The sequence below is a fragment of the Gordonibacter massiliensis (ex Traore et al. 2017) genome, assembly GCF_019731765.1.
Classification (GTDB): Bacteria; Actinomycetota; Coriobacteriia; order Coriobacteriales; family Eggerthellaceae; genus Gordonibacter; species Gordonibacter massiliensis.
On sequence record NZ_JAASIO010000010.1, the window covers coordinates 21478 to 43325 of the forward strand.

General features: G+C 66.5%; 13 protein-coding genes. 2 read left to right on the top strand and 11 right to left on the bottom strand.

The window, feature by feature from the left end:
* The first annotated feature begins 69 nt into the window (after nucleotides 1–69).
* Complete coding sequence (locus HCH03_RS11330; RefSeq protein WP_221689577.1) at nucleotides 70–1074, top strand: radical SAM protein; 1005 nt, start codon at nucleotides 70–72, stop codon at nucleotides 1072–1074.
* A gap of 18 nt (nucleotides 1075–1092) precedes the next feature.
* Here the strand turns inward: HCH03_RS11330 and HCH03_RS11335 are convergent, their stop codons facing one another.
* The 9 genes from HCH03_RS11335 to HCH03_RS11375 form a co-directional block, all read right to left on the bottom strand.
* The gene (locus tag HCH03_RS11335; protein WP_221689578.1) at nucleotides 1093–2019 is read right to left on the bottom strand and encodes an ABC transporter permease; all 927 of its coding nucleotides are present in this window, start codon (nucleotides 2017–2019) and stop codon (nucleotides 1093–1095) included.
* Entirely contained in the window at nucleotides 2016–2903 is an 888-nt protein-coding gene (locus HCH03_RS11340; protein ID WP_221689579.1) for an ABC transporter ATP-binding protein, read from the bottom strand. The genes HCH03_RS11335 and HCH03_RS11340 overlap by 4 nt, the downstream gene beginning before the upstream one ends.
* Before the next feature lie 85 nt (nucleotides 2904–2988).
* The gene (locus HCH03_RS11345) at nucleotides 2989–4128 is read right to left on the bottom strand and encodes an ABC transporter substrate-binding protein (protein WP_221689580.1); all 1140 of its coding nucleotides are present in this window, start codon (nucleotides 4126–4128) and stop codon (nucleotides 2989–2991) included.
* A 78-nt stretch (nucleotides 4129–4206) separates the two neighbouring features.
* A complete protein-coding gene (locus HCH03_RS11350) occupies nucleotides 4207–5277 on the bottom strand; it encodes a radical SAM protein (protein ID WP_221689581.1) in 1071 nt (356 codons plus the stop codon).
* Nucleotides 5278–5483: 206 nt separating this feature from the next.
* Nucleotides 5484–6818 carry a phosphoglucosamine mutase gene (glmM, locus tag HCH03_RS11355; RefSeq protein ID WP_221689582.1) on the bottom strand — a complete coding sequence of 445 codons (1335 nt, stop codon included), beginning with the start codon at nucleotides 6816–6818 and terminating at the stop codon, nucleotides 5484–5486.
* A gap of 180 nt (nucleotides 6819–6998) precedes the next feature.
* Nucleotides 6999–7490: a phosphoribosyl-ATP pyrophosphatase gene (locus tag HCH03_RS11360; protein WP_221689583.1), complete on the bottom strand. Its 492-nt coding sequence runs from the start codon at nucleotides 7488–7490 to the stop codon at nucleotides 6999–7001.
* A 521-nt stretch (nucleotides 7491–8011) separates the two neighbouring features.
* The gene (locus tag HCH03_RS11365; protein ID WP_221689584.1) at nucleotides 8012–12436 is read right to left on the bottom strand and encodes a DNA-directed RNA polymerase subunit beta'; all 4425 of its coding nucleotides are present in this window, start codon (nucleotides 12434–12436) and stop codon (nucleotides 8012–8014) included.
* The gene (gene rpoB / locus HCH03_RS11370; protein WP_080143617.1) at nucleotides 12437–15976 is read right to left on the bottom strand and encodes a DNA-directed RNA polymerase subunit beta; all 3540 of its coding nucleotides are present in this window, start codon (nucleotides 15974–15976) and stop codon (nucleotides 12437–12439) included.
* A gap of 561 nt (nucleotides 15977–16537) precedes the next feature.
* Entirely contained in the window at nucleotides 16538–17440 is a 903-nt protein-coding gene (locus tag HCH03_RS11375; protein ID WP_221689585.1) for a DUF2156 domain-containing protein, read from the bottom strand.
* A 378-nt stretch (nucleotides 17441–17818) separates the two neighbouring features.
* On the opposite strand from HCH03_RS11375, the gene HCH03_RS11380 reads away from it, so the two are divergent.
* Nucleotides 17819–19384 (top strand): diguanylate cyclase domain-containing protein, encoded by a 1566-nt coding sequence (locus HCH03_RS11380; RefSeq protein WP_221689586.1) that lies wholly within the window; start codon nucleotides 17819–17821, stop codon nucleotides 19382–19384.
* Between the two features lie 222 nt (nucleotides 19385–19606).
* Here the strand turns inward: HCH03_RS11380 and HCH03_RS11385 are convergent, their stop codons facing one another.
* Both HCH03_RS11385 and HCH03_RS11390 read right to left on the bottom strand, forming a co-directional pair.
* Nucleotides 19607–20467 (bottom strand): DUF4097 family beta strand repeat-containing protein, encoded by an 861-nt coding sequence (locus tag HCH03_RS11385; protein WP_221689587.1) that lies wholly within the window; start codon nucleotides 20465–20467, stop codon nucleotides 19607–19609.
* 15 nt (nucleotides 20468–20482) lie between these two features.
* Entirely contained in the window at nucleotides 20483–21322 is an 840-nt protein-coding gene (locus tag HCH03_RS11390) for a helix-turn-helix domain-containing protein (RefSeq protein ID WP_221689588.1), read from the bottom strand.
* Nucleotides 21323–21848 lie beyond the last annotated feature (526 nt).

Sequence of the window (21848 nt, forward strand, 5' to 3'; positions counted from 1 at the left end):
TCCGCCGGGCCTTCCGTCCGAGACGGGGCGCCGCCGAGCGGAAACGAGCGCGAAGGGGAAACGGTTTTCATGGACAACGAGATCATCCGCATCATCAACAAGGCCCTCGACGGCGGCTTGCTCGACAAAAGGGAGATCATGGCCCTGCTGTCGGTCGAGAACCTCTCTCCCGAAGCGTTCGCCATCCAGCAGGCGGGCCGCGCGTTCACCTCGCGGCTGTGCGACGGCGAGGCGGAGATCCACGCGCATATCGGCCTGGACGCCGCGCCCTGCCCCAACGATTGCAAGTTCTGCTCGTTCGCGGCGTCGAACAAGATATTCCGCACGCACGAGATCATTCCCCTGGAGCAGGTCGTCGCCGAGGCGCAGGCCATGGAGGCCGCCGGCGCGAACGCGCTCTACCTCGTGACCACGGTGCACTACGGCGAGGAGAAGTTCCTGGAGACAGCGCAGGCGGTGCGTGCGGGGCTTTCCACCGACATCCCGCTCATCGCGAACGTGCCGGACTTCGACGAGGAATACGCGCGCGAGCTCGTGCGTATCGGCATCGCCGGCGTGTACCATGTGGTGCGCCTCGGCGAGGGCGTGTTCACGCGCTGCAAGGTGGAAACGCGCCTGAAGACCATGGAGGCCGCGAAGAGCGCGGGGCTCGTGCTGGGCAACTGCATCGACCCCATCGGCCCCGAGCACACGCCGGAAGAGATAGCCGACCTCATCTTGCTCGCGCGCGACTTCGAGGTGGGTTTCAGCGGCGCCATGCGGCGCAACACCGTGCCCGGCACCGAGTTCGAAAAATACGGCAACATCAGCTACGGCCGCCTGGCCACCTACGCCGGCGCCACGGCGCTGGCCACCGGCCCGAGCATCCGCGGCAACTGCACGCACGAGCCCAGCCAGCTGTGCGGGCAGGCCGGCGCCAACATCATGTGGGCCGAGCGCGGCACGTCGCCCCGCGACACCGCTACCGAGACCACGCGCGGTCTGTCGGTCGACCAGGTACGCGAGATCTACTTCGACACCGATTGGCGCGTGCACGAGGGCCCGTCGCGGTTCTACCCGCCCCACTCGGCCTAGCGTACAACCTGGATCGGCCTACCGCCACGTGGTGAAGCGCCGCTGCACCCAGGCCGTCGCGAAGCTGAGCACCGTCACCACCACGCCGCACACGATGATGCCGGCCACGACGTTGGTGTAGTTGGCGTAGTTGTTCGCGTTGCTGATGAAGTAGCCGATGCCCGACGACGCGCCCAGCATCTCGGCGAACGTGAGCATGAGGAACGCCGTGGTCAGCGACACGCGCAGCCCCTTCAGCACCTCGGGGAACACGTAGGGCAGGATGATGCGCGTTATCATGGTGAAGGTGCGCACCCCCAGCGTGCGCGCGTTGTCCAACAGCTGCGCGTCGAGCGACGACGTGCGCACCACCATGTTCAGGAACTGCGGCCAGAACACGCCCAACAGGATGATGAAGCACGAAGCCGTGCGAAACGTGGGCAGCAGCACGATAAGGTACGGGGCGAACACGGTGGGCGGGATGGGCGCCAGCACGTTCGCGATGGGGAAGAACATGGCCCGCAGCCGCGGTATCCAGCCGCACACGATGCCGAGCGCCACGCCGAGCGCCAGCCCGCCCAGATATCCCATGACGAGCAGCGTCACCGACGAGACGATATCGGCGCCGATCACGTCGGCCTGCGCGGGGAACACGTTGAACACGGCCTCGGGAGCGGGCACGATGACCGTTGGGGCGATATCGAGCTTCGTGGCGCACACGTCCCAGACGATGAACAGCACCCATACGAGCACCACGATGTCGGTGGGCCCCGAAGAGAACGCTCCGCGGCGGCGCAGCGTGGCGAGACGCAGCAGGTAGAGCGCCTCGATGATCGCGAACCCGACGAGCAGCGGATAGTACGACACGTTCAGCAGCCGCTGGTTCGGCATGCACGTGACGATGATAACGAGCGCCGCCAGCAGGACGTGGGCGAACACGAACTCTTTTCCGAACAGGCGCCTCATACGAGCCCCGCCTCCCCCGCCAACGCGCCGAGGGCCCCTTCCGCATCCGGCGCACCGAAGCCGTCCTCGTCCTCGTCGCCGTCGAGGTAGAAGAGCTCGGTCAGCTCGTCTTTCAGGGCCATGGCGCACGGATCGCTTGCGAAGATGGTCGACGAGCGCGTACGGGGCACGTCCACCGCGCGGTCGGCGACGATCTCGCCTCGACGCATGAACACGACGCGGTCGGCCAGCAGGATGGCCTCGTTGATGTCGTGCGTCACGAACACGACGGTCTTGCGTCGCTCGCCCGATCGCCACAGGCTGTCGACGAGCTTCTGCAGCGAGCAGCGCGTCTTGACGTCGAGCGCCCCGAACGGCTCGTCGAACAGCAGTATCTCGGCGTCCATGGCCAACGCCCGCGCGATGGCGACGCGCTGGCGCATGCCGCCGGACAGCTGGTAGGGGTACTTGTCGGCCGCCACTCCCATGCCCACGCGGTCCAGGTACTCGCGGGCCACGCCAGCCACCTGGGCCTTCGACAATCCGCGGCGCAGCTCCTTGTTCGCCTGCTCCACGCCGAACTCCACGTTGCGCAGCGCGCTCATCCAGGGGAACAGCGCGTAGTTCTGGAACACGACCGCCCTATCGAGGCCGGGCCCCTCTACGGGAGCGCCGTCGATGCGCAAGACTCCCGCCGTGGGCCTGCTCAGCCCGGCAATCAAGCGCAGCAGCGTGGTCTTGCCGCTTCCCGAGTGGCCGATGACGCACAGGAACTGACCGTCGGGAACCTCGAGCGTCACGTCGCGCAGCGCGCGGTCGGACGGGACGGCGCAGACCCGTGTCTTGCCCGCCGCCGCAACGTCCTCGTAGACGAACGAGACGTTCTCGATGTCGATCTTCCCCACGCGTCCTCCCCTTTTCCGTCCCCGTTAACCTCAGTGCGGGCACCGAAGCGCCCGCACCCATAGTACCCGATAGCGAACCGAGCGGCTATTCGTTGTTCTTCGCGTAAGCCGCGTCCAGATCCTTCCACAACCGCTCGTCGGGTTCGCGCTCGAGCATGGTGTCGAGCGCCGACCGGTAGATGGACGTCACCACGTAGTCGTCCATCGTATACGGCGTGTCCTTGTCGATCTCGCCGATGCTCTTCAGCGTATCGTAGAACTTGAGCACGGCGTTTCGGTTGGGATCGGGGGACGGATCCATGACGTTGTCGTAGTCGTCCGTGCCGTACATAGCGGCGCGCACGTAGCTTTCCTCCTGGCCCGAATAGTCCACCAGCATCGGAATGACCGTTTCGGGCTCCTGCTTGTACGTCTTGTAGCCGCGCAGCACGCCGATCTCGAAATCGACGAGCGACAGGTACTTCTCGTGCAACGCCTGGTCGGAGCAGTTCTGACGGCAGCACGGGTAGTCGCCCGTGTACTGCTTGACCGTGGCCACCACCTTGATGCCGCCTCCTCGCTGCACGAAGCCCTGGGCGTTGTTCGTGATGTACAGGTCGAACTCGCCCTTCTTGACCGCCTCGAAACCGCCTTGATCGTTGTCGAAGTAGGTGAACGTCACGTCGCCGCCGTTGATGTCCAAACCGGCGTCCTGCAACCACTCCTTGAACACCATCTGACCGGTCTCGGGGCGGTTCACGCCTATCTTCAAGCCTCGGTAGTCGGCCGCCGTCTTGAGCTCGCGATCGAACGAATCGAGGGCGCAGATCTCCGAGCCGTTGAGAATGGTGCCGCCGAAAACGTAGGCCTTCGCCCCCTGGGACACGTAGGTGCAGGCGGGCACGACGCCGAACAGGTCCATGTCGAGCTGGTTGTTCGTGAGCGCGGTCATGGCGTCGTTGAGGGCGATCTGCTGGAACTCCACGTCGCAGCCCTCTTCGCCGAAGTAGCCCAGCTTGTCCGCCACGATGGCGGGGGCGATCTTGATGAGCTTGCCCGTCACGCCGCAGACGAGGTGCTCGTTCTTGCCCTTGGTCGTGTAGTCCTCGGTCTTCGCGTCGGCGACGTCGCCCTTCGACGCGGCCTGCGGAGCCTGGCCGCCGCCGCATCCGGTCAGGCCAAGGCCCAGGGCGGATGCCGCGGCAACGCCCGAGAGGGCGACAAACGAACGGCGGGTGATATTCATAGCGCATGTCCTCCTTGTCGTGTTCGCACCCAACCATGTTCTTTAACCGGATCGGGTGCGATGGGTACCTTTTGCTCGCTAGCAGCAGCGTCCAACCGGCTTGCTCGGATGGTCGCCCGTTTTCTGACGCGGCGTCGAGCAGACGCGCGGGGCGTCGGTCGGCAGGGCAACCTCGAACCCGGCTTTCTCGAGCAGGGCCTTCGCGTCGGCCACGCTCAAGCCCTTCCAGGGTTTCTTGTCGGGCTCGATGTCGCGCGGGTTGGCGCCCGATTCGACGGTGATCGAGTTCGCACCTGCGTACAGGGCCTCCTCGATGGCCGGATGGCACCCCATGCTCTCGTATCGGGAGCCCGCCGCCAGGCGCACGGCCGCCAAGATCTGCAACAAGCGATCTTGGCCGATCACCTCCGTGCCCTCGAACGGCGTTCCCGGCACCGGGACGCGCGCCATGACGCCGCCGCAGTATGCCCCCTGCTCCAAACCGAACAGCACCTGGTCGGCCAGCTCCTCGTCGGTATGCTCGGGGCCGATGGGCTCGAGGCACGTGCCCCACAGAAGCGGCGAGCCCGTGATGCTGCGTACCGTTTCCTTGCGCTGTTCCACGTCGAAGGGCGTGTCGATGCCCTCGCGCAGGCGGATGACATGGTAAGCGCTCGTGGCGCCGCACTCCCAAATGGCCTGGGCTCTCTCGGGCGTCAGCTCCCCCACGTTCATGTTGATCTCGTAGCGGCCGGGAACCTGCTCGCGAATGTCCGCGATCCAATCCTGCAAGACATCCAGATCGTAGAACTCGGTCGAGCGCAGCGTGACCGTGGTCGCACCCTGTTCGACGTAGGAGCGCACGAGCTCGATGACCTCGTCCTCCGTATAGGCGACCTCGCGCTCGATCACGCCCCACTTCTCTCCGAACGAGCAGAACGAGCAGTTCATCGAGCAGGGAACGTAGTCGATGCCGACCGCTCCCGCGATGCGGGCCTTGTCGCCGGACACCGCATGGGCCATGTCGCTCGCCCGCCGCTTCAGATAGGCGGTTTCCTCCGAGCAAGGATCGAGCGCCAGCAAATCGAGAAGCGTCTCTTTGCTGGGCATCGCGCCTTTCAAGCCGTCATCGTACACCCGATCGATGAAACGCTGCGTTTTCGCGTCCATGTTCCCTCTCCTCGCGTCCTACGCCGTCCCGTTCGCCTTCCCGAAGCGCAGACGTAGTATAATACTAGATGATATCTTATAGTGTGCATGTGTCAAGTATTTTCGCTTTCGGGGGCGCATGAAAAACGCCGGCACCCGTGAGGGCGCCGGCGTTTGCGCGACATGCTTCAAGGGGTGCCTGGGCCCCTTTTAAGGCAGAGGCGTCGCTACACCTCGCGCTCCACGACGGCGGCGATGGCCTGTGCGTGGCGGTCCGCGTCGGCGGCGGAGGCGGCCTCCACCATGACGCGCACCACGGGTTCGGTGCCGCTCGGGCGAATGAGCACGCGGCCGTCCTCGCCCAGCTCGGCCTCCGCAGCCGCCACGGCGGCTTCGACGGCGGCGTTGCCTTCGAGGGCGTGCTTGTCGTTCACCTGCACGTTGATGAGCGTCTGCGGGAAGCGCGTCATGACGGCGGCGGCGTCGGCGATTGACTTCCCGGCGCGCTTGCAGGCCGCGAGGAACTGCAGCGCCGTGACCAGGCCGTCGCCCGTGGAGTTGTGCTCCAGGAAGATCATGTGGCCGCTCTGCTCGCCGCCCACGACGAAGCCGCCTTCGCGCATGGCCTCCAGCACGTAGCGGTCGCCCACCTTCGTCTGGATGAGCTCGATGCCGGCGTCGCGCATGGCGTGGGTCAGGCCGAGGTTGCACATGACCGTGGACACGGCCGTGTTGCCGGCGAGCAGCCCGCGCTCCTTGAGGTCGATGGCGCACACAGCCTCCACCACGTCGCCGTCGATCTCGTTGCCGGCGGCGTCCATCAGCATCACGCGGTCGGCGTCGCCGTCGTGCGCGATGCCCACGTCCGCGCCGATCTCGGCCACGAGGTCGCGCACCGGCTCCAGATGGGTGGAGCCGCACTGCACGTTGATGTCGGTGCCGTCGAAGTCCTCGTTGATGACGACGACCTCGGCGCCCAGACGGCGCAGCGCCTCGGCGCTCGTCATGCACGACGCGCCGTGGCCCACGTCGAGCGCCACCTTGAGGCCGGAGAAGTCGATGCCCTCGTCGGCCACCGTGGACACGGCGTGCGCGATGTAGAGCTCGCAGGCGTCGTCCACCGGCAGGGCCACGCCCACTTCGGCGCCGCCCGGCAGCTCGTCGACCGCCGCGCCGCCGCGCGCCACGAAGGCCTCGATCTCGTCCTCCACCGCGTCGGGCAGCTTGAAGCCCTGCGCGTCGAACAGCTTGATGCCGTTGTACTCGGGCGGGTTGTGCGAGGCGGAGATGACGATGCCGCCGTCGCAGTGCAGCTCGCGCACCAAGAGGGCGATGGCCGGCGTGGGGATGATGCCGGCGAGCAGCGCCGTGCCGCCCATGGACATGATGCCGGCGGCCACGGCCGATTCCAGCATGTCGCCCGAGAGGCGCGTGTCCTTGCCGATGAGGATGGTCTTGCCCTGGAACGCCACGGCCGCCTGGCCGAGCTTGAACGCGAGGTCGCAGGTGAGCTGCGTGTTCGCCACGCCGCGCACCCCGTCGGTGCCGAATAGTCGTGCCATGTTGTTTCCTTTCCAGCAGGTCCTACAAAGTCAGCGAGGGCTTTCGTGGTGCCCGAGATCGTGGGGATGACGAGGGCGAAGCGTACTTTGGTACGCGAGTCCTTGCCATCGCCGCGAGATCGGGTGCCACGAAAGGCCGCAGCGTCGAGCAGTTCCGATGGCCGTAGGCCGTCGGAACGCCTATTTCCCCCTCTTGATATGCTCTTCGTGCAGGCGAACGCCGCCTTGCGGGCGCTCGTCGTCTTTCATGCGGTTGTTGAGCTCGGCCGCGAACTCGTCGAGGTCGATGCCGTAGCGCTCCAGCACCACCAGCAGATGGTACACCACGTCGGCCGCCTCGTAACGCAGGTGATCGACGGCCGCGGAGTACTCGGTCGGCAACTCCACGTCGAGCGCGCCTTCGTCCGCATCGGCGCCCGCAACCGCCAGCGTGGCCGCCAGCGACGAGCAGGCCCAAGACTCGACGTCCTTCGCGGCCAGCGCCACCTCGCCCGCCTCCTCCATGACCTTTTTCAGCACGTCGTCGGGCGAGCCGGCCAGCAACCGGTGCGTGTAGCTTTCCTCTCCCGCCTCGCGCCGCGCGGCGATGGTGGCCGCGAGCGCCTCGAGCGTGGCGCCGACCTGCGAGACCGGCGGCGTCTCGCAGGATGGTAGATAGGTTTTCTGGGACATATCCCACCTTCCCGTCGGTTCTTGTCATTCAAAACCACGACGAATGCTTTTTCGGGCGAAATCATCCGTCCGAGGCCTTTTCTGCTAAAAAATGACGTTTGTGAACGGTTTTTCGGCTTGATTCGCCATCGAAATGCTCGAAACCGCAGGTCACGTTTTTCGAGTCAGGGCAGCAATCGTTCACAAACGCCATTTTTTAGCAGAAACTCCCCTTTCGGAGGATTTTCGGTCGCCCGGCAAAGCCGAACGCTCGTCTCCCAGCTTTCGCATCCCGCGCCGGCGTGCAGCTGGACCGCCCCTCGGCACGCCGAAGCGGGAACCGACCGGATATGGAACGCCGCGCGGATCCTCCCGAGGTCCTTCGGCTCGCTACGCTCGCTCAGAATGACGAGGGGCGCTGCGCCTGTTCGAGGTGGCGAGGGAGCGCTGCGCTCGTTCGAGACGGCAAGGGAGCGTCGTGCTCGCGCGGGATAGCCGAACGCAAGAAGAGGGGCGCACGCAAGCACGCCCCTCCGCTTCAGCTATTCTTCGACGTCGTCGTCCTCGGCATCGTCGTCAGAGGATTCTTCGCCGTCCTCCTGGGTCGTCAGGCCGAAGCCCAGCGATCCGACCGAGCCGAGCAGCGCGTCCAACTCCTCCAGGTTGCGCTGGTAGGAGCGGGGCGGCAGGGCCTCGCCCAGCATGTCCTCGCCCTCCGTGTTGAAGGTCGGGGGCTCGTCGCCGCCGATGAGGATGGTGTCGTCAGGCGAGAACACCATGTCGAGCAGCTGGCTCATGTCGTCGCTCGTGGCGGCGAGGTCGTCCTCGATCACGTGCGACAGCCCGCGTTCGGCCAGCCCCTCCTTGAGCTCCTCGATGGCCTTCACGCCGATGCCCTCGATGCGCAGCAGGTCTTCCTCGGTGTGGCCCACGAGGTCGGCCACCGTCTCGATGCCCGCCTCGCTGAACTTGTTGGCCCAGCGCTGCGACACGCCCAGGTCGTCGTAGATGTACAGGCGCGCGTCTTCGTCGGACAGCTGCGGACCGCGGTGGCCCAGCGACAGCCCGCTGTAGTAGCTGCCGTAGTTCGTGCCCATGTTGAGGTAGCCGTCGCCGTCGAGCGACCAATCCTGCGGCTGGGGCAGCAGCTCCTCGATCTCGCGGAGCGCTTCCGGCGCGAAATCGGGCAGCGTCTCGCCCTGCACGCCCGCCACCGGACGGCCCTTGTAGGTGAGCCCCACCTCGCGATAGCGCTTGAGGCCGGTGCCCGCCGGAATGGGCTTGCCGATGATGACGTTCTCCTTGAGGCCGGCCAAATGGTCGGTCTTGCCCTCGATGGCCGCGTCGGTGAGCACCTTCGTGGTCTCCTGGAAGGAGGCCGCCGACAGGAACGAATCCGTGGCCAGCGACGCCTTCGTGATGCCCAGCAGCAGCGGCTGGCCCACGGGCGGCTCCTTGCCCTCGGCGATGAGGCGGTTGGCCTCGTCCTCGAACTCGAAGCGGTTGACCTGACGACCCGGCAGGTAGTCGGACTCGCCGGCGTCGGTCACGGCCACCTTGCGCAGCATCTGGCGCGAGATGACCTCGATGTGCTTGTCGTTGATGTCCACGCCCTGGCTCACGTACACGCCCTGCACCTGGCTCACGATGTAGCGCAGCGTGGTGTTCGGGTCGGTGAGGCGCAGCAGGTCGTGCGGGTTCACGGAGCCCTTGGTGAGCTGCTGGCCCACGTGCACCTCGCACCCGTCCGTCACGCCCGGCAGCATCTGGGCACGGGCGCTCACCACGTACTCGCGGAAGTTGCCCTGCTGGTCGTGGATGGTGATGGTCTTCTGCGACTTGTCGCCCGCGATCTGCAGCGTGCCGGAGATCTCCGCGAGCACGGCGAGGCCCTTGGGCTTGCGCGCCTCGAACAGCTCCTGGACACGGGGAAGACCGTGGGTGATGTCCTCGCCGGCGACGCCGCCGGTGTGGAACGTACGCATGGTGAGCTGGGTGCCCGGCTCGCCGATGGACTGGGCCGCGATGATGCCCACGGCCGTGCCGATGTTGACGGGGCGGCTCGTGGCGAGGTCCCAACCGTAGCACTTCTGGCACACGCCGTGCTCGGCATGGCAGGTCATGACCGTGCGGATGACCACCGTCTCGACGCCGGCGCGATCCATGTCGTGCAGCTGCTCCATGCGCTCGATGTACGCGCCTGCGGGCAGCACCACGTTGCCGTCGACTCCCTTGACATCCTCCAGCAGGCAGCGCCCGATGAGGTTGTCGTCCACGTCGCCCTTCTCGTTGTGCAGCGGGTAGGGCACGCCGTCGGTCGTCTCGCAGTCGATCTCGCGGATGATGACGTCCTGGGCCACGTCCACCAGACGGCGGGTCAAATAGCCCGAGTCGGCGGTACGCAGCGCGGTGTCGGCCAGGCCCTTACGGGCGCCGTGCGTGGAGATGAAGTACTCCAACACCGACAGGCCCTCGCGGAAGTTCGCCTTGATGGGGCGGTCGATGATCTCGCCCTTCGGGTCGGACATGAGGCCGCGCATGCCGGCCAGCTGGCGGATCTGCTTGATGTTGCCTCGAGCGCCGGAGAACGCCATCATGTAGATGGGGTTGAACTTGTCGAAGTTCTCGGCCATGGCCTCGCCGACCTCTTCGTTGGCCTCGTTCCAGATGTCGACGACCTGCTTGTGGCGCTCGTCCTGGCTCATGAGGCCCATCTCGTAGTCCTCGTCGATGGCGGCGACCTTCGCGTCGGCCGCAGCCAGGATCTCCGGCTTGTTCGGCGGCACGGTGGCGTCGTACACCGACACGGTGACGCCGGCGCGCGTGGCGTAGTGGAAGCCCGCGTCCTTCAGGCCGTCCAGGATGGGCGGCACGTTGGACAGCTCGTAGCGGTTGCACACGTCCTCCACCAGGCGGCTGATTTCCTTCTTGTTCATCTCGTAGTTGAGATACGGGTAGTCGTGCGGCAGCACCCTGTTGAACGTGATGCGGCCGATGGTGGTCTCGATGCGCTCGCCGGCCTTGCGGTCCTCGAACGTGTTGTACGCCGTGGCCACCTGCGTGTCGCGGCTCAGGCGCACCCAGATCTTGGCCTGCAGGTCGACTTCGGCGCGCGCGTCGTAGGCGTTCAGGGCGTCGGCGAAGTCGATGAAGGCGCGGCCCTCTCCGGGGAACCCGTCGCGGGCGGCCGTGAGGTAGTACAGGCCGATGATCATGTCCTGGGTAGGCACGGTGAGCGGGCGGCCGTGGGCCGGCGACTTGATGTTGTTGGCGGACAGCATGAGCACGCGGGCCTCGGCCTGCGCCTCGGCGCCCAGCGGCACGTGCACGGCCATCTGGTCGCCGTCGAAGTCGGCGTTGAAGGCGGTGCAGACCAGCGGGTGCAGCTTGATGGCCTTGCCCTCGACCAGCACCGGCTCGAAGGCCTGGATGCCCAGACGGTGCAGCGTGGGGGCGCGGTTCAGCAGCACGGGGTGCTCCGTGATGACCTCTTCGAGCACGTCCCACACGTAGCTGGCGCCGCGGTCCACGGAGCGCTTGGCCGCCTTGATGTTGGCGGCGTACTCAAGCTCCACCAGGCGCTTCATAACGAAGGGCTTGAACAGCTCGAGCGCCATCTGGCTCGGCAGGCCGCACTGGTGCAGCTTGAGCTGCGGGCCCACGACGATAACCGAACGGCCGGAGTAGTCCACGCGCTTGCCCAGCAGGTTCTGGCGGAAGCGGCCCTGCTTGCCCTTGAGCATGTCGGAAAGCGACTTCAGCGGGCGGTTGCCCGGGCCCGTGACGGGACGGCCGCGGCGGCCGTTGTCGAACAGGCTGTCGACGGCCTCCTGCAGCATGCGCTTCTCGTTGTTCACGATGATCTCGGGGGCGCCCAGGTCGAGCAGGCGCTTCAAGCGGTTGTTGCGGTTGATGACGCGGCGGTACAGGTCGTTCAGGTCGGACGTGGCGAAGCGGCCGCCGTCGAGCTGCACCATGGGGCGCAGATCGGGCGGGATGACCGGGATGACGTCCAGGATCATGTCCGTGGGCTTGTTCGTGGACTTCAGGAACGCGTCGACCACCTTCAGGCGCTTGATGGCCTTGGCGCGCTTCTGGCCCTTGCCGTTGGCGATGGTGTCGCGCAGCTCATCGGCCGTGGCGGCCAGGTCCATGGCGTCCAGCAGGTCGCGCACGGACTCGGCGCCCATGCCGCCCGTGAAGTAGTCGCGGTAGTTCAGGCGCATCTCGCGGTACAGGGCCTCGTCGGGCACGAGTTGCTTGGGCTCGATCTTCATGAACGCCTCGAAGGCGTCCTGGCGCAGGGCCTTGCGCTCGTTGAACTCCTCGTAGATGTCGGCGATCTCCTCGTCGACCTCCTCGGGCGTCAAGCGCTCGTCCTCGTCGACCTCGTCCACGAAGTCGTCGTCCTCGGGCACGTAGCTCGTGGACAGCTTGCGCGTGGCCTCGATGAGGCGGTCGCGCTCGGCGTCCAGCTCCTCGAGGTCGGCGGCCAGCTCGTCGCGCAGCTCGTCGACGTCCTCCTCGCGGGCCTCTTTGTCAACCGAGGTGATGATGGAGGACGCGAAGTACAGCACCTTCTCCAGCTCTTTCGGCGGGATGTCCAAGAGGTAGCCCAAACGCGAGGGCGAGCCCTTGAAGTACCAGATGTGGCTCACGGGCGCGGCCAGCTCGATGTGACCCATGCGCTCGCGGCGAACCTTGCTGCGCGTGACCTCCACGCCGCAGCGCTCGCACACGATGCCCTTGAAGCGCACGCGCTTGTACTTGCCGCAGGCGCACTCCCAGTCCTTCGTGGGGCCGAAGATCTTCTCGCAGAACAGGCCGTCCTTCTCGGGCTTGAGCGTGCGGTAGTTGATGGTTTCGGGCTTCTTGACCTCGCCGCGCGACCAGCCGCGCACGTCCTCGGCGTTGGCAAGCGAAATACGCAGGGCGTCGAAATTGGTAACGTCGAATTCCGTCGTCATCTATCGCTCCTCTCCTTCACCGATCAGGTCGTTGGTATCGTTGTCGTCAGAGACGTCGCTCATCAGCTCTCCCAGTTCGGCGGCGATGTCGTCAAGCGCGTTCGCCGCGTCTTCCTCCGTCTTGCGCGCGTCGGCCGCGATGGCCTCGAACAGCGCGCGGTCGTCGTCTTCCTGGCCCTCGGACTCCACCGTGACGTCGATGGTCTGGTGGTCGTGGCCCTCGAGCTCAACGTTCAGGCAGAGCGACTTCATTTCCTTCACCAGCACCTTGAAGGACTCGGGCACCTCGGCGGCCGGGATGTTCTCGCCCTTGACGATGGACTCGTAGGACTTCACGCGGCCGGCGGTGTCGTCGGACTTCACGGTGAGGATCTCCTGCAGCACGTTGGACGCGCCGTAGGCGTAGAGCGCCCACACTTCCATCTCGCCGAAGCGCTGGCCGCCGAACTGCGCCTTGCCGCCCAGCGGCTGCTGGGTGATGAGGCTGTAGGGGCCGGTGGAGCGGGCGTGGATCTTGTCGTCGACCATGTGGCCGAGTTTCAGGATGTAGCTCTGGCCGACCGTGATGGGCTCGCGGAACTTCTCGCCCGTGCGGCCGTCGTAGAGCCACGTCTTGCCGGTGCGGGACAGCTGCGGCACGAACTCGTCGCGCGCCAGGTCGCCGTACTTCTCGTGGTTGATGTTGATGAGGTTGCGGTTCGCCTTCTCGATGGCGTCGGAGATCTCCTTCTCCGTGGCGCCGTCGAACACGGGCGTGGCCACGTGCATGGGGCCCTCTACGACCTCGTCGGTCTCCTCGGCGTCGGACCAGCCCCATTTGGCGGCCCAGCCCAGGTGGTTCTCGAGCAGCTGGCCCACGTTCATACGGCTGGGAACGCCCAGCGGGTTCAGGATGACGTCGATGGGGGTGCCGTCGGCGAGGTAGGGCATGTCCTCGATGGGCAGCACGCGGCTGATGACGCCCTTGTTGCCGTGGCGGCCGGACAGCTTGTCGCCCTGCTGCACCTTGCGCTTCTGCGCCACGTAGATGCGCACGAGCTCGTTCACGCCGGGGGCCAGCTCGTCGCCGGCGGCACGGCTGAAGCGCGCCATGCCGATGACGCGGCCGCCGGAGCCGTGGGGCACCTTGAGGGACGTGTCGCGCACCTCGCGGGCCTTCTCGCCGAAGATGGCGCGCAGCAGGCGCTCCTCGGCCGTGAGCTCCGTCTCGCCCTTCGGCGTGACCTTGCCCACCAGCACGTCGCCCGGGAACACCTCGGCGCCCACGCGGATGATGCCGTCGGCGTCCAGGTCGCTGATCATGTCGTCGGAGATGTTCGGGATCTCGCGGGTGATCTCCTCGGGGCCCAGCTTCGTGTCGCGCGCGTCGATCTCGTACTCGGAGATGTGCACGGACGTGAGCAGGTCCTCGGACACCACGCGCTCCGACACGATGATGGCGTCCTCGTAGTTGTAGCCTTCCCAGGGCATGTAGGCCACCATGAGGTTCTGGCCCAGCGCCAGCTCGCCGCCGTCGCAGGACGGGCCGTCGGCCAGCACGTCACCCTTCTGCACCTCGTCGCCCTTGCGCACGATGGGGCGGTGGTTGATGCAGCCCGACTGGTTCGAGCGCTGGAACTTCGGCACGAGGTACTCGTCGTACTCGCCGTCGTCGTTCAGTACGATGATGGTCTGACCGTCCACGTAGTCCACGACGCCCGGGTTCTGGGCGACGAGGATCTCGCCGGAGTCCACCGCGATGCGGTGCTCGATGCCGGTGCCCACCAGCGGCGCGTTCGGGCGCAGCAGGGGCACGGCCTGGCGCTGCATGTTCGAGCCCATGAGGGCGCGGTTCGCGTCGTCGTGCTCGAGGAACGGGATGAGCGAGGTTGCCACCGACACCATCTGGCGCGGGGACACGTCCATGTAGTCGATCTGCGCGGGCGGGACCTCGTCGGGCTCGCCGAACACGCCGTCGGGGCTCGTCGTGCGGCAGAGCACCTTCTTGTCCACCGTGAACGAGCCGTCCTCGGCGTACGTGACGAACTGGCGCGTTTCGAGGTCGAACGTCTCGTTGGCCTGCGCGATGGTGTACTTCTCCTCCTCGTCGGCCGTGAGGTAGTCGATATCGTCGGTGACCTTGCCGTCGACGACGCGGCGGTACGGCGTCTCGATGAAGCCGTAGGGGTTGATGCGAGCGTAGGTGGCCAGCGAGCCGATGAGGCCGATGTTCGGGCCTTCAGGCGTCTCGATGGGGCACATGCGGCCGTAGTGGGACGTGTGCACGTCGCGCACCTCGAAGCCGGCGCGCTCGCGGGACAGGCCGCCCGGGCCGAGGGCCGACAGGCGGCGCTTGTGCGTGATGCCGGCGGCGGGGTTCGTCTGGTCCATGAACTGCGACAGCTGCGAGGAGCCGAAGAACTCCTTGATGGCCGCCACGATGGGACGGATGTTGATGAGGGACTGCGGCGTGATCTCGTCGGGCTCCTGCATGCTCATGCGCTCGCGCACGACGCGCTCCATGCGCGATAGGCCGATGCGGAACTGGTTCTGGATCAGCTCGCCCACCGTGCGGATGCGGCGGTTGCCGAAGTGGTCGATGTCGTCGGTCTGCACGCCCTCTTCGCCGGCATGCAGCGCGACGATGTACTGCATCGTCTTCACGATGTCGTCGTCGGTGAGGGTGGACGCCTCGTAGTCGGGGTCGAAGCCCAGCTTCTTGTTGATCTTGTAGCGGCCGACCTTCGCCAGGTCGTAGCGCTGCGGGTTGAAGAACAGGCCCTCGAGCAGCGTGCGGGCGGAGTCGATGGTGGGCGGCTCGCCGGGACGGAAGCGCTTGTACAGCTCGATGAGCGACTCTTCCTTCGTGGTGGCCGGGTCGCGGTCGAGCGTGCGCAGCACCATCTCGTCGCTGCCGAGGAGCTCGATGATCTCCTCGCGCGTCTCGGCCAGGCCGAGGGCGCGCACGAGCAGCGTCGCCGGCTGCTTGCGCTTGCGGTCGATGCGCACGGACAGGATGTCGCGCTTGTCGGTCTCGAACTCGAGCCACGCGCCGCGGCTCGGGATGACCTTCGCGTTGTAGATGGTCTTGTCGGACGTCTTGTCGCGCTCGGCGGCGAAGTAGACGCCGGGGGAACGCACGAGCTGGGACACCACGACGCGCTCGGTGCCGTTGATGATGAAGGTGCCGCGCGGGGTCATGAGCGGGAAGTCGCCCATGAACACGTCCTGCTCCTTGATCTCGCCCGTCTCGCGGTTGATGAAGCGGATCTCCACGAAAAGCGGCGCCTGGTAGGAGACGTCCTTCTCCTTGCACTCGTCCACCGTGTACTTCGGCTCGCCGAACTCGTGCTTGCCGAACTCCACGCACATGTCCTTCGTCGAGTTTTCAATGGGACTGATGTCCTGGAAAGCGGCAGCGAGGCCCTCTCCCTTGAAAAATTCGAAACTGTCGGTTTGGATGGCGATGAGGTTGGGGACGTCCATGACGTCGGGGATCTTGGCGAAGCTGCGGCGATTCCTATAAAGGCTGGTGGGAGCACTGGTTTTTGCTTGAGCCACGAGGCTTTTCCTCCTTCAAGAGAATCTTAAAATCTGCGAAAAGTCGCAATTTCTAAAAATACGACGCGGAGTGGGCGGTGTCAAGAAAAATTTTTACGAACTGTGGGGATTTGCTGTTGATTCAGGGTTTTAGCTGGGATAATAGACGGAAAACTTTTTGGTTGCGGAGGTGGTTTTGGCGACTTGAAGGACGGCCGGCCGGTCGGGGGCGGGCGAGAACACTCCGCGCAAACGGCCCCCTGGCCGACGCCGCCGAAGGGGCCAAGCGAAACGAGCCGGCGCATGGGTCAGGGTGTCCCCGCATCACCGGCCGGCAATCCGGGGCTTGGCCTTGGGAGGGCGGCGTCGGCCAGGGGGCGCCCTCCGCGAAATCTCGCCCGCCCCCGACCGGCCGGCCTCGTGCTTGTTGAGGGACCCCCGGATCACGAAGCGGTGGGGATGCGCCGCCTGCGGCGGCGGGCTTCGCCTTCCACCGGCGAGGGGCGCATGGCGGCTTCGCCGCTCGCGCCCGACAGGCGCGGCTGCCTCGTAGGGGCAAACGCCCCGCAGGCCGGGCAGAAATCACACGAGCGTTGCCTGGTAGCGCTCCAGCAGGGCGCAGGGTTGGTAGCTCAGCTTGTTCTCGCGCAGGCCGGGCAGGCCCAGGTCCTCCTCCAGGTTGAGATACTCGGCCCGGTCCACCACGGTGCCGGCCAGCTCGCGCAGCAGGGCGCGCCAGATGTAACGGAAGCCCAGGTTGCCTTTGAGCACCATGACGTCGAACGCGCCGCCGGGCAGCAGGGCGCCGTAGGCGTAGCCCTGCACGTCGCCGGCGATGCGCAGCAGGATGCCCTCCAGATCTAGCTCCTCGAAATGGTCGAGGTCGAGCAGGATCTTGCGATGCTCCAGCTCCAGGGGGTGCTCCTCGGAACCGCGGCGCCGGCTGCCCTCGAACCACGCTTGCTGGAACGCGCGCAACTCGTCGAGGTGCCGGGGAGAAAGGGATTCGAAGGTCACGTCGTCGCCGTACAGCTGGTAGAACTTATTGGTCTCGCGGCGCTTCTTCGCAAGCGCGGGACCCGCGTAGGCGGCGATGGTCTCGGTGCGGTAGAGGTAGTCGGCGAAGGCCCGGTCGGTCGAGAAGGCGAAGGCGCCGGGCAGCGCGGTTTCCAGCTCGAGCCGTTCTTCGGGCGTCACGCCCACCAGCGCGACGCGCTCCCCCGCCTGCGCGGACTCGTCCAGCAGCCGCTCGACCTCGCCGACCAGGTTCGCGCTTCCCAGAGGCGGATAGCACGCCGCGACGCCCGGCAGACGATCGTCTTGGCGCACGCGCAGCACGCCTCCCTCGAGGCAGATCTTCGTGGCGTACTTCTCTTGCAGCGAGAACAGGTTGGCGAACCCGAGCGCCGAGTCGTTGCGGCGCAGGGGCGCGAGCACCTCCTCGACGAGGCTTTTGTCTGAAAGCTGCAGTGCCCTGAACTCCATCGATCCCCTCTTCGGCCGTCGCGCGCTGCAGGGAGCGCGTTTTTCCATCGACAGCTCAGTTTAGAGGAACACGGCGGCTGCGAACACCCTCCTTTCGGCAACATCCGAGGTGTCCGGCCCGACACCTGCGGGCAGGAGTCGCATGCGCAGGGGCGAGCCCGCTGCCGCTCGCGCTGAAGGCGCTTCGCCCCGCGCCCGCTTCGCATGCCCGGGGTTACGACAGCTCGCCGAACCGTCGAGCCTCGGCACGGATTGACGGAAAGGCCGCGAACGGCAACGCATCGTCGCCGATATTAGAGCAAATCACTTGTATTTGGGCCGACTTGGCGGCGGAGAGGCGTACAATTTAGGCAGCATCACTATGTATAGGAGGCGCGTATGTACCGGAGGACGTTGAAGGTGGGGGTCTTCGGACTCGATGCCGCCGTGGCAGAGGGCATGCGCTCCGTCGAGGCGCCCGCGCGCTTCGAGGTGAGCGTCGTCGAAGGGCCCTGGCCGGCCGGCGCGGACCTCGACGAGTGCGACATCGCCCTCGTGCCCTCCCCCGATGCCGCCCAGACGCCGCACCGGGCCCGGCTCGTGCTGTGCGCGAGCGCCGAAGCGGTCGCCGAACTCGACGCTGCGGCCGTCTCTGCCTTCCTCGACGTGTGGGCGGGGCCGTTCCCGCCGGCGCTCGCGGCCTTCCATTTCCGCAAGCTGCTGGAGCGCGAGAAGGAGGATGCCGACCTGGCCCTCACCCGCCAGTACCTGGACACCGCCATCGACTCCATGCCGGAGCTCGTGTGGTTCAAGGACGCGCGCGGCGCGCACCTCAAGGTGAACGACGCCTTCTGCGAGACGGTGGGAAAGACGAAGGAGCAGGTGGAAGGGCGCGGCCACTACTATATATGGGACATCACGCCCGACGAGTACGCGCAGGGCGAGTACGTGTGCCTGGAGTCCGAAGAGGAGACCATGCGGTCGAGCACGACGCTGCTGTTCGACGAGCAGGTGAAGACGAAGCGCGGCATGCGCCAGTTCAAAACGTACAAATCGCCCCTGTTCGACGCGGACGGCACCGTCATGGGCACGGTAGGCGTTGCCCACGACGTCACCGACCTGGGCAACGTGGCCACCGAGCTGGACATCCTCATAAACGCCATGCCCTTCGCCATCGTGGTGGAGGACACGGACGGCGTGATCTTGAACGTCAACCACGTCACCGAGCAGTACTTCCGAGTAAAGCGCGACAACGTAATCGGCGGCAAGATCAAGCATTGGCGCCGCGTCGTGTTCGGCGACGAGTTGGCCGATGCGCGCGAGGAGAAGGAGACGTGCGAGTTCACCGCCAACATCGCCGGAACCGACACGACGTTCGAGCTGAACAAGGCGCCCATCGTGGACGTGTTCGGCAACGTGACCGGCCAGCTGCGCATCTACCGCGACGTCACGATCGAGCGCGTGCTGGAGCGACGCGCTGCGGAGGCCGCGCGGACCGATTACCTGACCGGCCTGTACAACCGCCGCTACTTCTACGAGCGCCTGGAAGAGAGCCCGCGCGACGAGCCCATCACCATCGTCACGCTCGACCTCGACGACTTCAAGGACATCAACGACCGATATGGCCACGCCGCAGGCGACGTGGCGCTCGTGCAGACGGCGCGGATCCTGCGCGAGACGTTCCCCGACGGCCTCGTGGTGCGCTGGGGCGGCGACGAGTTCGTGGTGGCCCTTCCGAGCGACCGGGACCCGCGCGAGGTCTGCGCGGCCGTGCAGGACATGATCGAGCAGCTTCATCGCAAGTCGCTCGCCGCGAGCGAGTCGTACCCGTTCACGGCGAGCGCGGGCATCGCCACGGGCCTGCCCTGCTCCATCGACGAGCTTATCAAGCGCAGCGACGAGGCGCTGTACCGCGCCAAGCGCCAAGGATCGTCGCTCTGCCGCATCGACGGCGAAGAAGACTGACGCCGAGGAAGGGGCGGCATCAAAAGCGTCGTTTTCGCTTGTCGCATAGGGCAAGGGCTCTGCCCTTGCCGCTCGACAGGCAACGTTTCCCCGGGTAGACGGCAAGGGCAGAGCCCTTGCCCTACGAAACGGTCAACGCCAACGAGCGTTTTGGGGGCTTTCGATACGGCCCCTTCTGTTTTGCGGACGCGCCCGCCCTGCACGCCCTGCTCGGCGGCGGGTCTAACCGCGCGACTTCTCCAAGCTGAACTGGCCGCTGGCGATATGCACGCCGATGGACGTGGTGCCGTCGCCGTGCAGGTAGGAATTGCCCTGCTGCGTGGTTTCGAACGCGCTGGCGAAGCTGCCCGACGCCTTGTCGACCTTCACCGAGAAGCCGGTGTCCTCGGGCAGGGCCACGCTCGTCTGGCCGCTGGCGAGGTCGGCGTCCACCTGTCTCGGCGCCGTGCCGAGGCAGACCACGTCGAGCTGGCCCGAGGCCGTCTTGGTGCTCACGCGGTTCGCGAACGAGCCCTCCACGCGCGCCTGGCCGCTGGCCACGTCCACGCCGAGGGTGTCGGCGGCGAGGTCATCCGCGTCGATCTCGCCCGATGCGAGCTTGAAGTTCAATGCGTCGCAACCGATGCCCGAGACGCGGTAGTAACCCGACGCGCCGTCGACGGCCACGTTGCCCAGATTCCTGGCGTACCGCTCCGGGATGCGCACCTCCAGGCGCTTCTGCCCCAGCGCGAAGCACGACCACCAGCTGCCGTAGTCCACTTTGAGCGTGTCGCCCGATACGCTCCAGCGCATCTGCTGCGCCTTCGTCATGCCGTTGGGTGCCGTCTCCACGAGCTCGATGGTGTCACCGGCCGCGTCGTCGACCACCGACACGTCCACCGATCCGGCAGCCCAGCTGATGGACAGGTTCTTCACGCTTTTCGCGTCCACGCTCGCGTTGCCCATTTCCGCTCCTCCTCCGAGATAGAATCCCTGCGACGAGCACCCGCGCATCGAGCCGAGCCCCGCCACAGCGAACAGCAGCAGGCCGAGCGCGATGATGAGCGCGATTTTCACGTACGACGATCTGGTGAGCTTTGCCATGTCTGCCGCCCTCCGCTATCGACGCCCGGCCCGATAGTTCGGGTCGTTCTCGATGATGTGCGCGATCCAGTAGTACAGCGGGATGGTGAGGAACAGCACCCAGGCGGGGTGCCAGGCTCCGAACGCGAAACCGGCGAGCATGAACAGGATGACGCACAGGATGGGATACGGGAACGTCGACCAGGGGCCGCGGCGATGCCTTCCGTCGCGATCGTCATAGCCGGGCGCAGACTGTTGCGGCTGCGGCGGGACGGGCACGCCGTAAACGGGCTGCTGCGCGGGGGGCGGATAGCCGTGCGGGGGAACGGGCGGAACGGGGGCCTGCGCGGGCGAGGTGCCGGGAGCCGTTGCGGCGGCGGACGCCGAGGCGGGAGCGGGGGCCGACCCTGCGGCGGGCGCTGCCGTTTGGGACGCTGCGCTCGGATCGCCGACGGGCTGCGCCGGGGCGGGCTGCGCCGGGGCGGGCTGCGACGGGGACGGTTGCGACGCCGCGGCAGCGGGCGGCTCCTGCCGGGCGGCGACCTGGGCCGCGGCGGCTGCGGCGGCGGCCGTCGCGGCGGCGGCGCTCGCGGCCACGGCGGCCTCGCGCGCCTCCACTTCGGCCGAGGCTCCGCGATCCCGCGCCTCGAACGTCACGTCGTCGGCGATGTCGGCGTCCACGCGCACGAGCTCGTCCAGCGTGACGCCGTACAGATCGGCGAGGGCGATGAGGTTGCCCGTGTCGGGCGACGACTCGGCGCGCTCCCACTTCGACACGGCTTGGCGCGACAGCCCCAGCTGCGCGGCCAGCTCCTCCTGGCTGAAACCCTGCTCGCGCCTCATCTCGGCGAGGCGCTGGGCGATTTCGACGTTCATGAACGATCCCTTCTTCGGCGTTGGCGTCATACGAACCTCTTTCTCGCCCCCAGTGTGCAGTTGCGCGGCCAGTTGCACCAGCATCTCTGGTAATCATTTTACGCAACCGCCGGTTGCCTAGCCGTGTGAAAAGGGATTTCGTTACCCGCCGCAGCGGAATCCATGACATTTGTCATGGCGGGAATCGACGGGACGCCATGCCGAAACGTGCCGTTGGCATAAACGCCCGGTTCCCCGACGTCCCGCGCCCGAAGGCTTGCCGCGCGCACGGACGCACCTGCTCGCTCGGCGCGCTCGCGGCCAGGCATCCCCAAGATCATGCTTTCGGGAGGCGGCCGCTTGGTGCAAAAATCACCGATGCCCCCGTCTAGGCAGCTCCCTCGGCAAGGGTTCGCCGTCATGGAAAAATTGCGACCTGCGCAAACGAGCCCAACGAATCAGGCTCGCATGCCAAGACGCCTCTACAACGCCTCCGAACACGGGGGCATCGGTGATTTTTGCACCGAAACGGGAGCACAGCGGATCC

Excerpts from the sequence above, each read along its gene's own strand:
- HCH03_RS11330 (WP_221689577.1), top strand. The coding sequence starts at position 70 with ATGGACAACGAGATCATCCGCATCATCAACAAGGCCCTCGACGGCGGC.
- HCH03_RS11335 (WP_221689578.1), bottom strand. The coding sequence starts at position 2,019 with ATGAGGCGCCTGTTCGGAAAAGAGTTCGTGTTCGCCCACGTCCTGCTG.
- HCH03_RS11345 (WP_221689580.1), bottom strand. The coding sequence starts at position 4,128 with ATGAATATCACCCGCCGTTCGTTTGTCGCCCTCTCGGGCGTTGCCGCG.
- HCH03_RS11350 (WP_221689581.1), bottom strand. The coding sequence starts at position 5,277 with ATGGACGCGAAAACGCAGCGTTTCATCGATCGGGTGTACGATGACGGC.
- glmM (WP_221689582.1), bottom strand. The coding sequence starts at position 6,818 with ATGGCACGACTATTCGGCACCGACGGGGTGCGCGGCGTGGCGAACACG.
- HCH03_RS11360 (WP_221689583.1), bottom strand. The coding sequence starts at position 7,490 with ATGTCCCAGAAAACCTATCTACCATCCTGCGAGACGCCGCCGGTCTCG.
- HCH03_RS11365 (WP_221689584.1), bottom strand. The coding sequence starts at position 12,436 with ATGACGACGGAATTCGACGTTACCAATTTCGACGCCCTGCGTATTTCG.
- HCH03_RS11375 (WP_221689585.1), bottom strand. The coding sequence starts at position 17,440 with ATGGAGTTCAGGGCACTGCAGCTTTCAGACAAAAGCCTCGTCGAGGAG.
- HCH03_RS11380 (WP_221689586.1), top strand. The coding sequence starts at position 17,819 with ATGTACCGGAGGACGTTGAAGGTGGGGGTCTTCGGACTCGATGCCGCC.
- HCH03_RS11385 (WP_221689587.1), bottom strand. The coding sequence starts at position 20,467 with ATGGCAAAGCTCACCAGATCGTCGTACGTGAAAATCGCGCTCATCATC.
- HCH03_RS11390 (WP_221689588.1), bottom strand. The coding sequence starts at position 21,322 with ATGAACGTCGAAATCGCCCAGCGCCTCGCCGAGATGAGGCGCGAGCAG.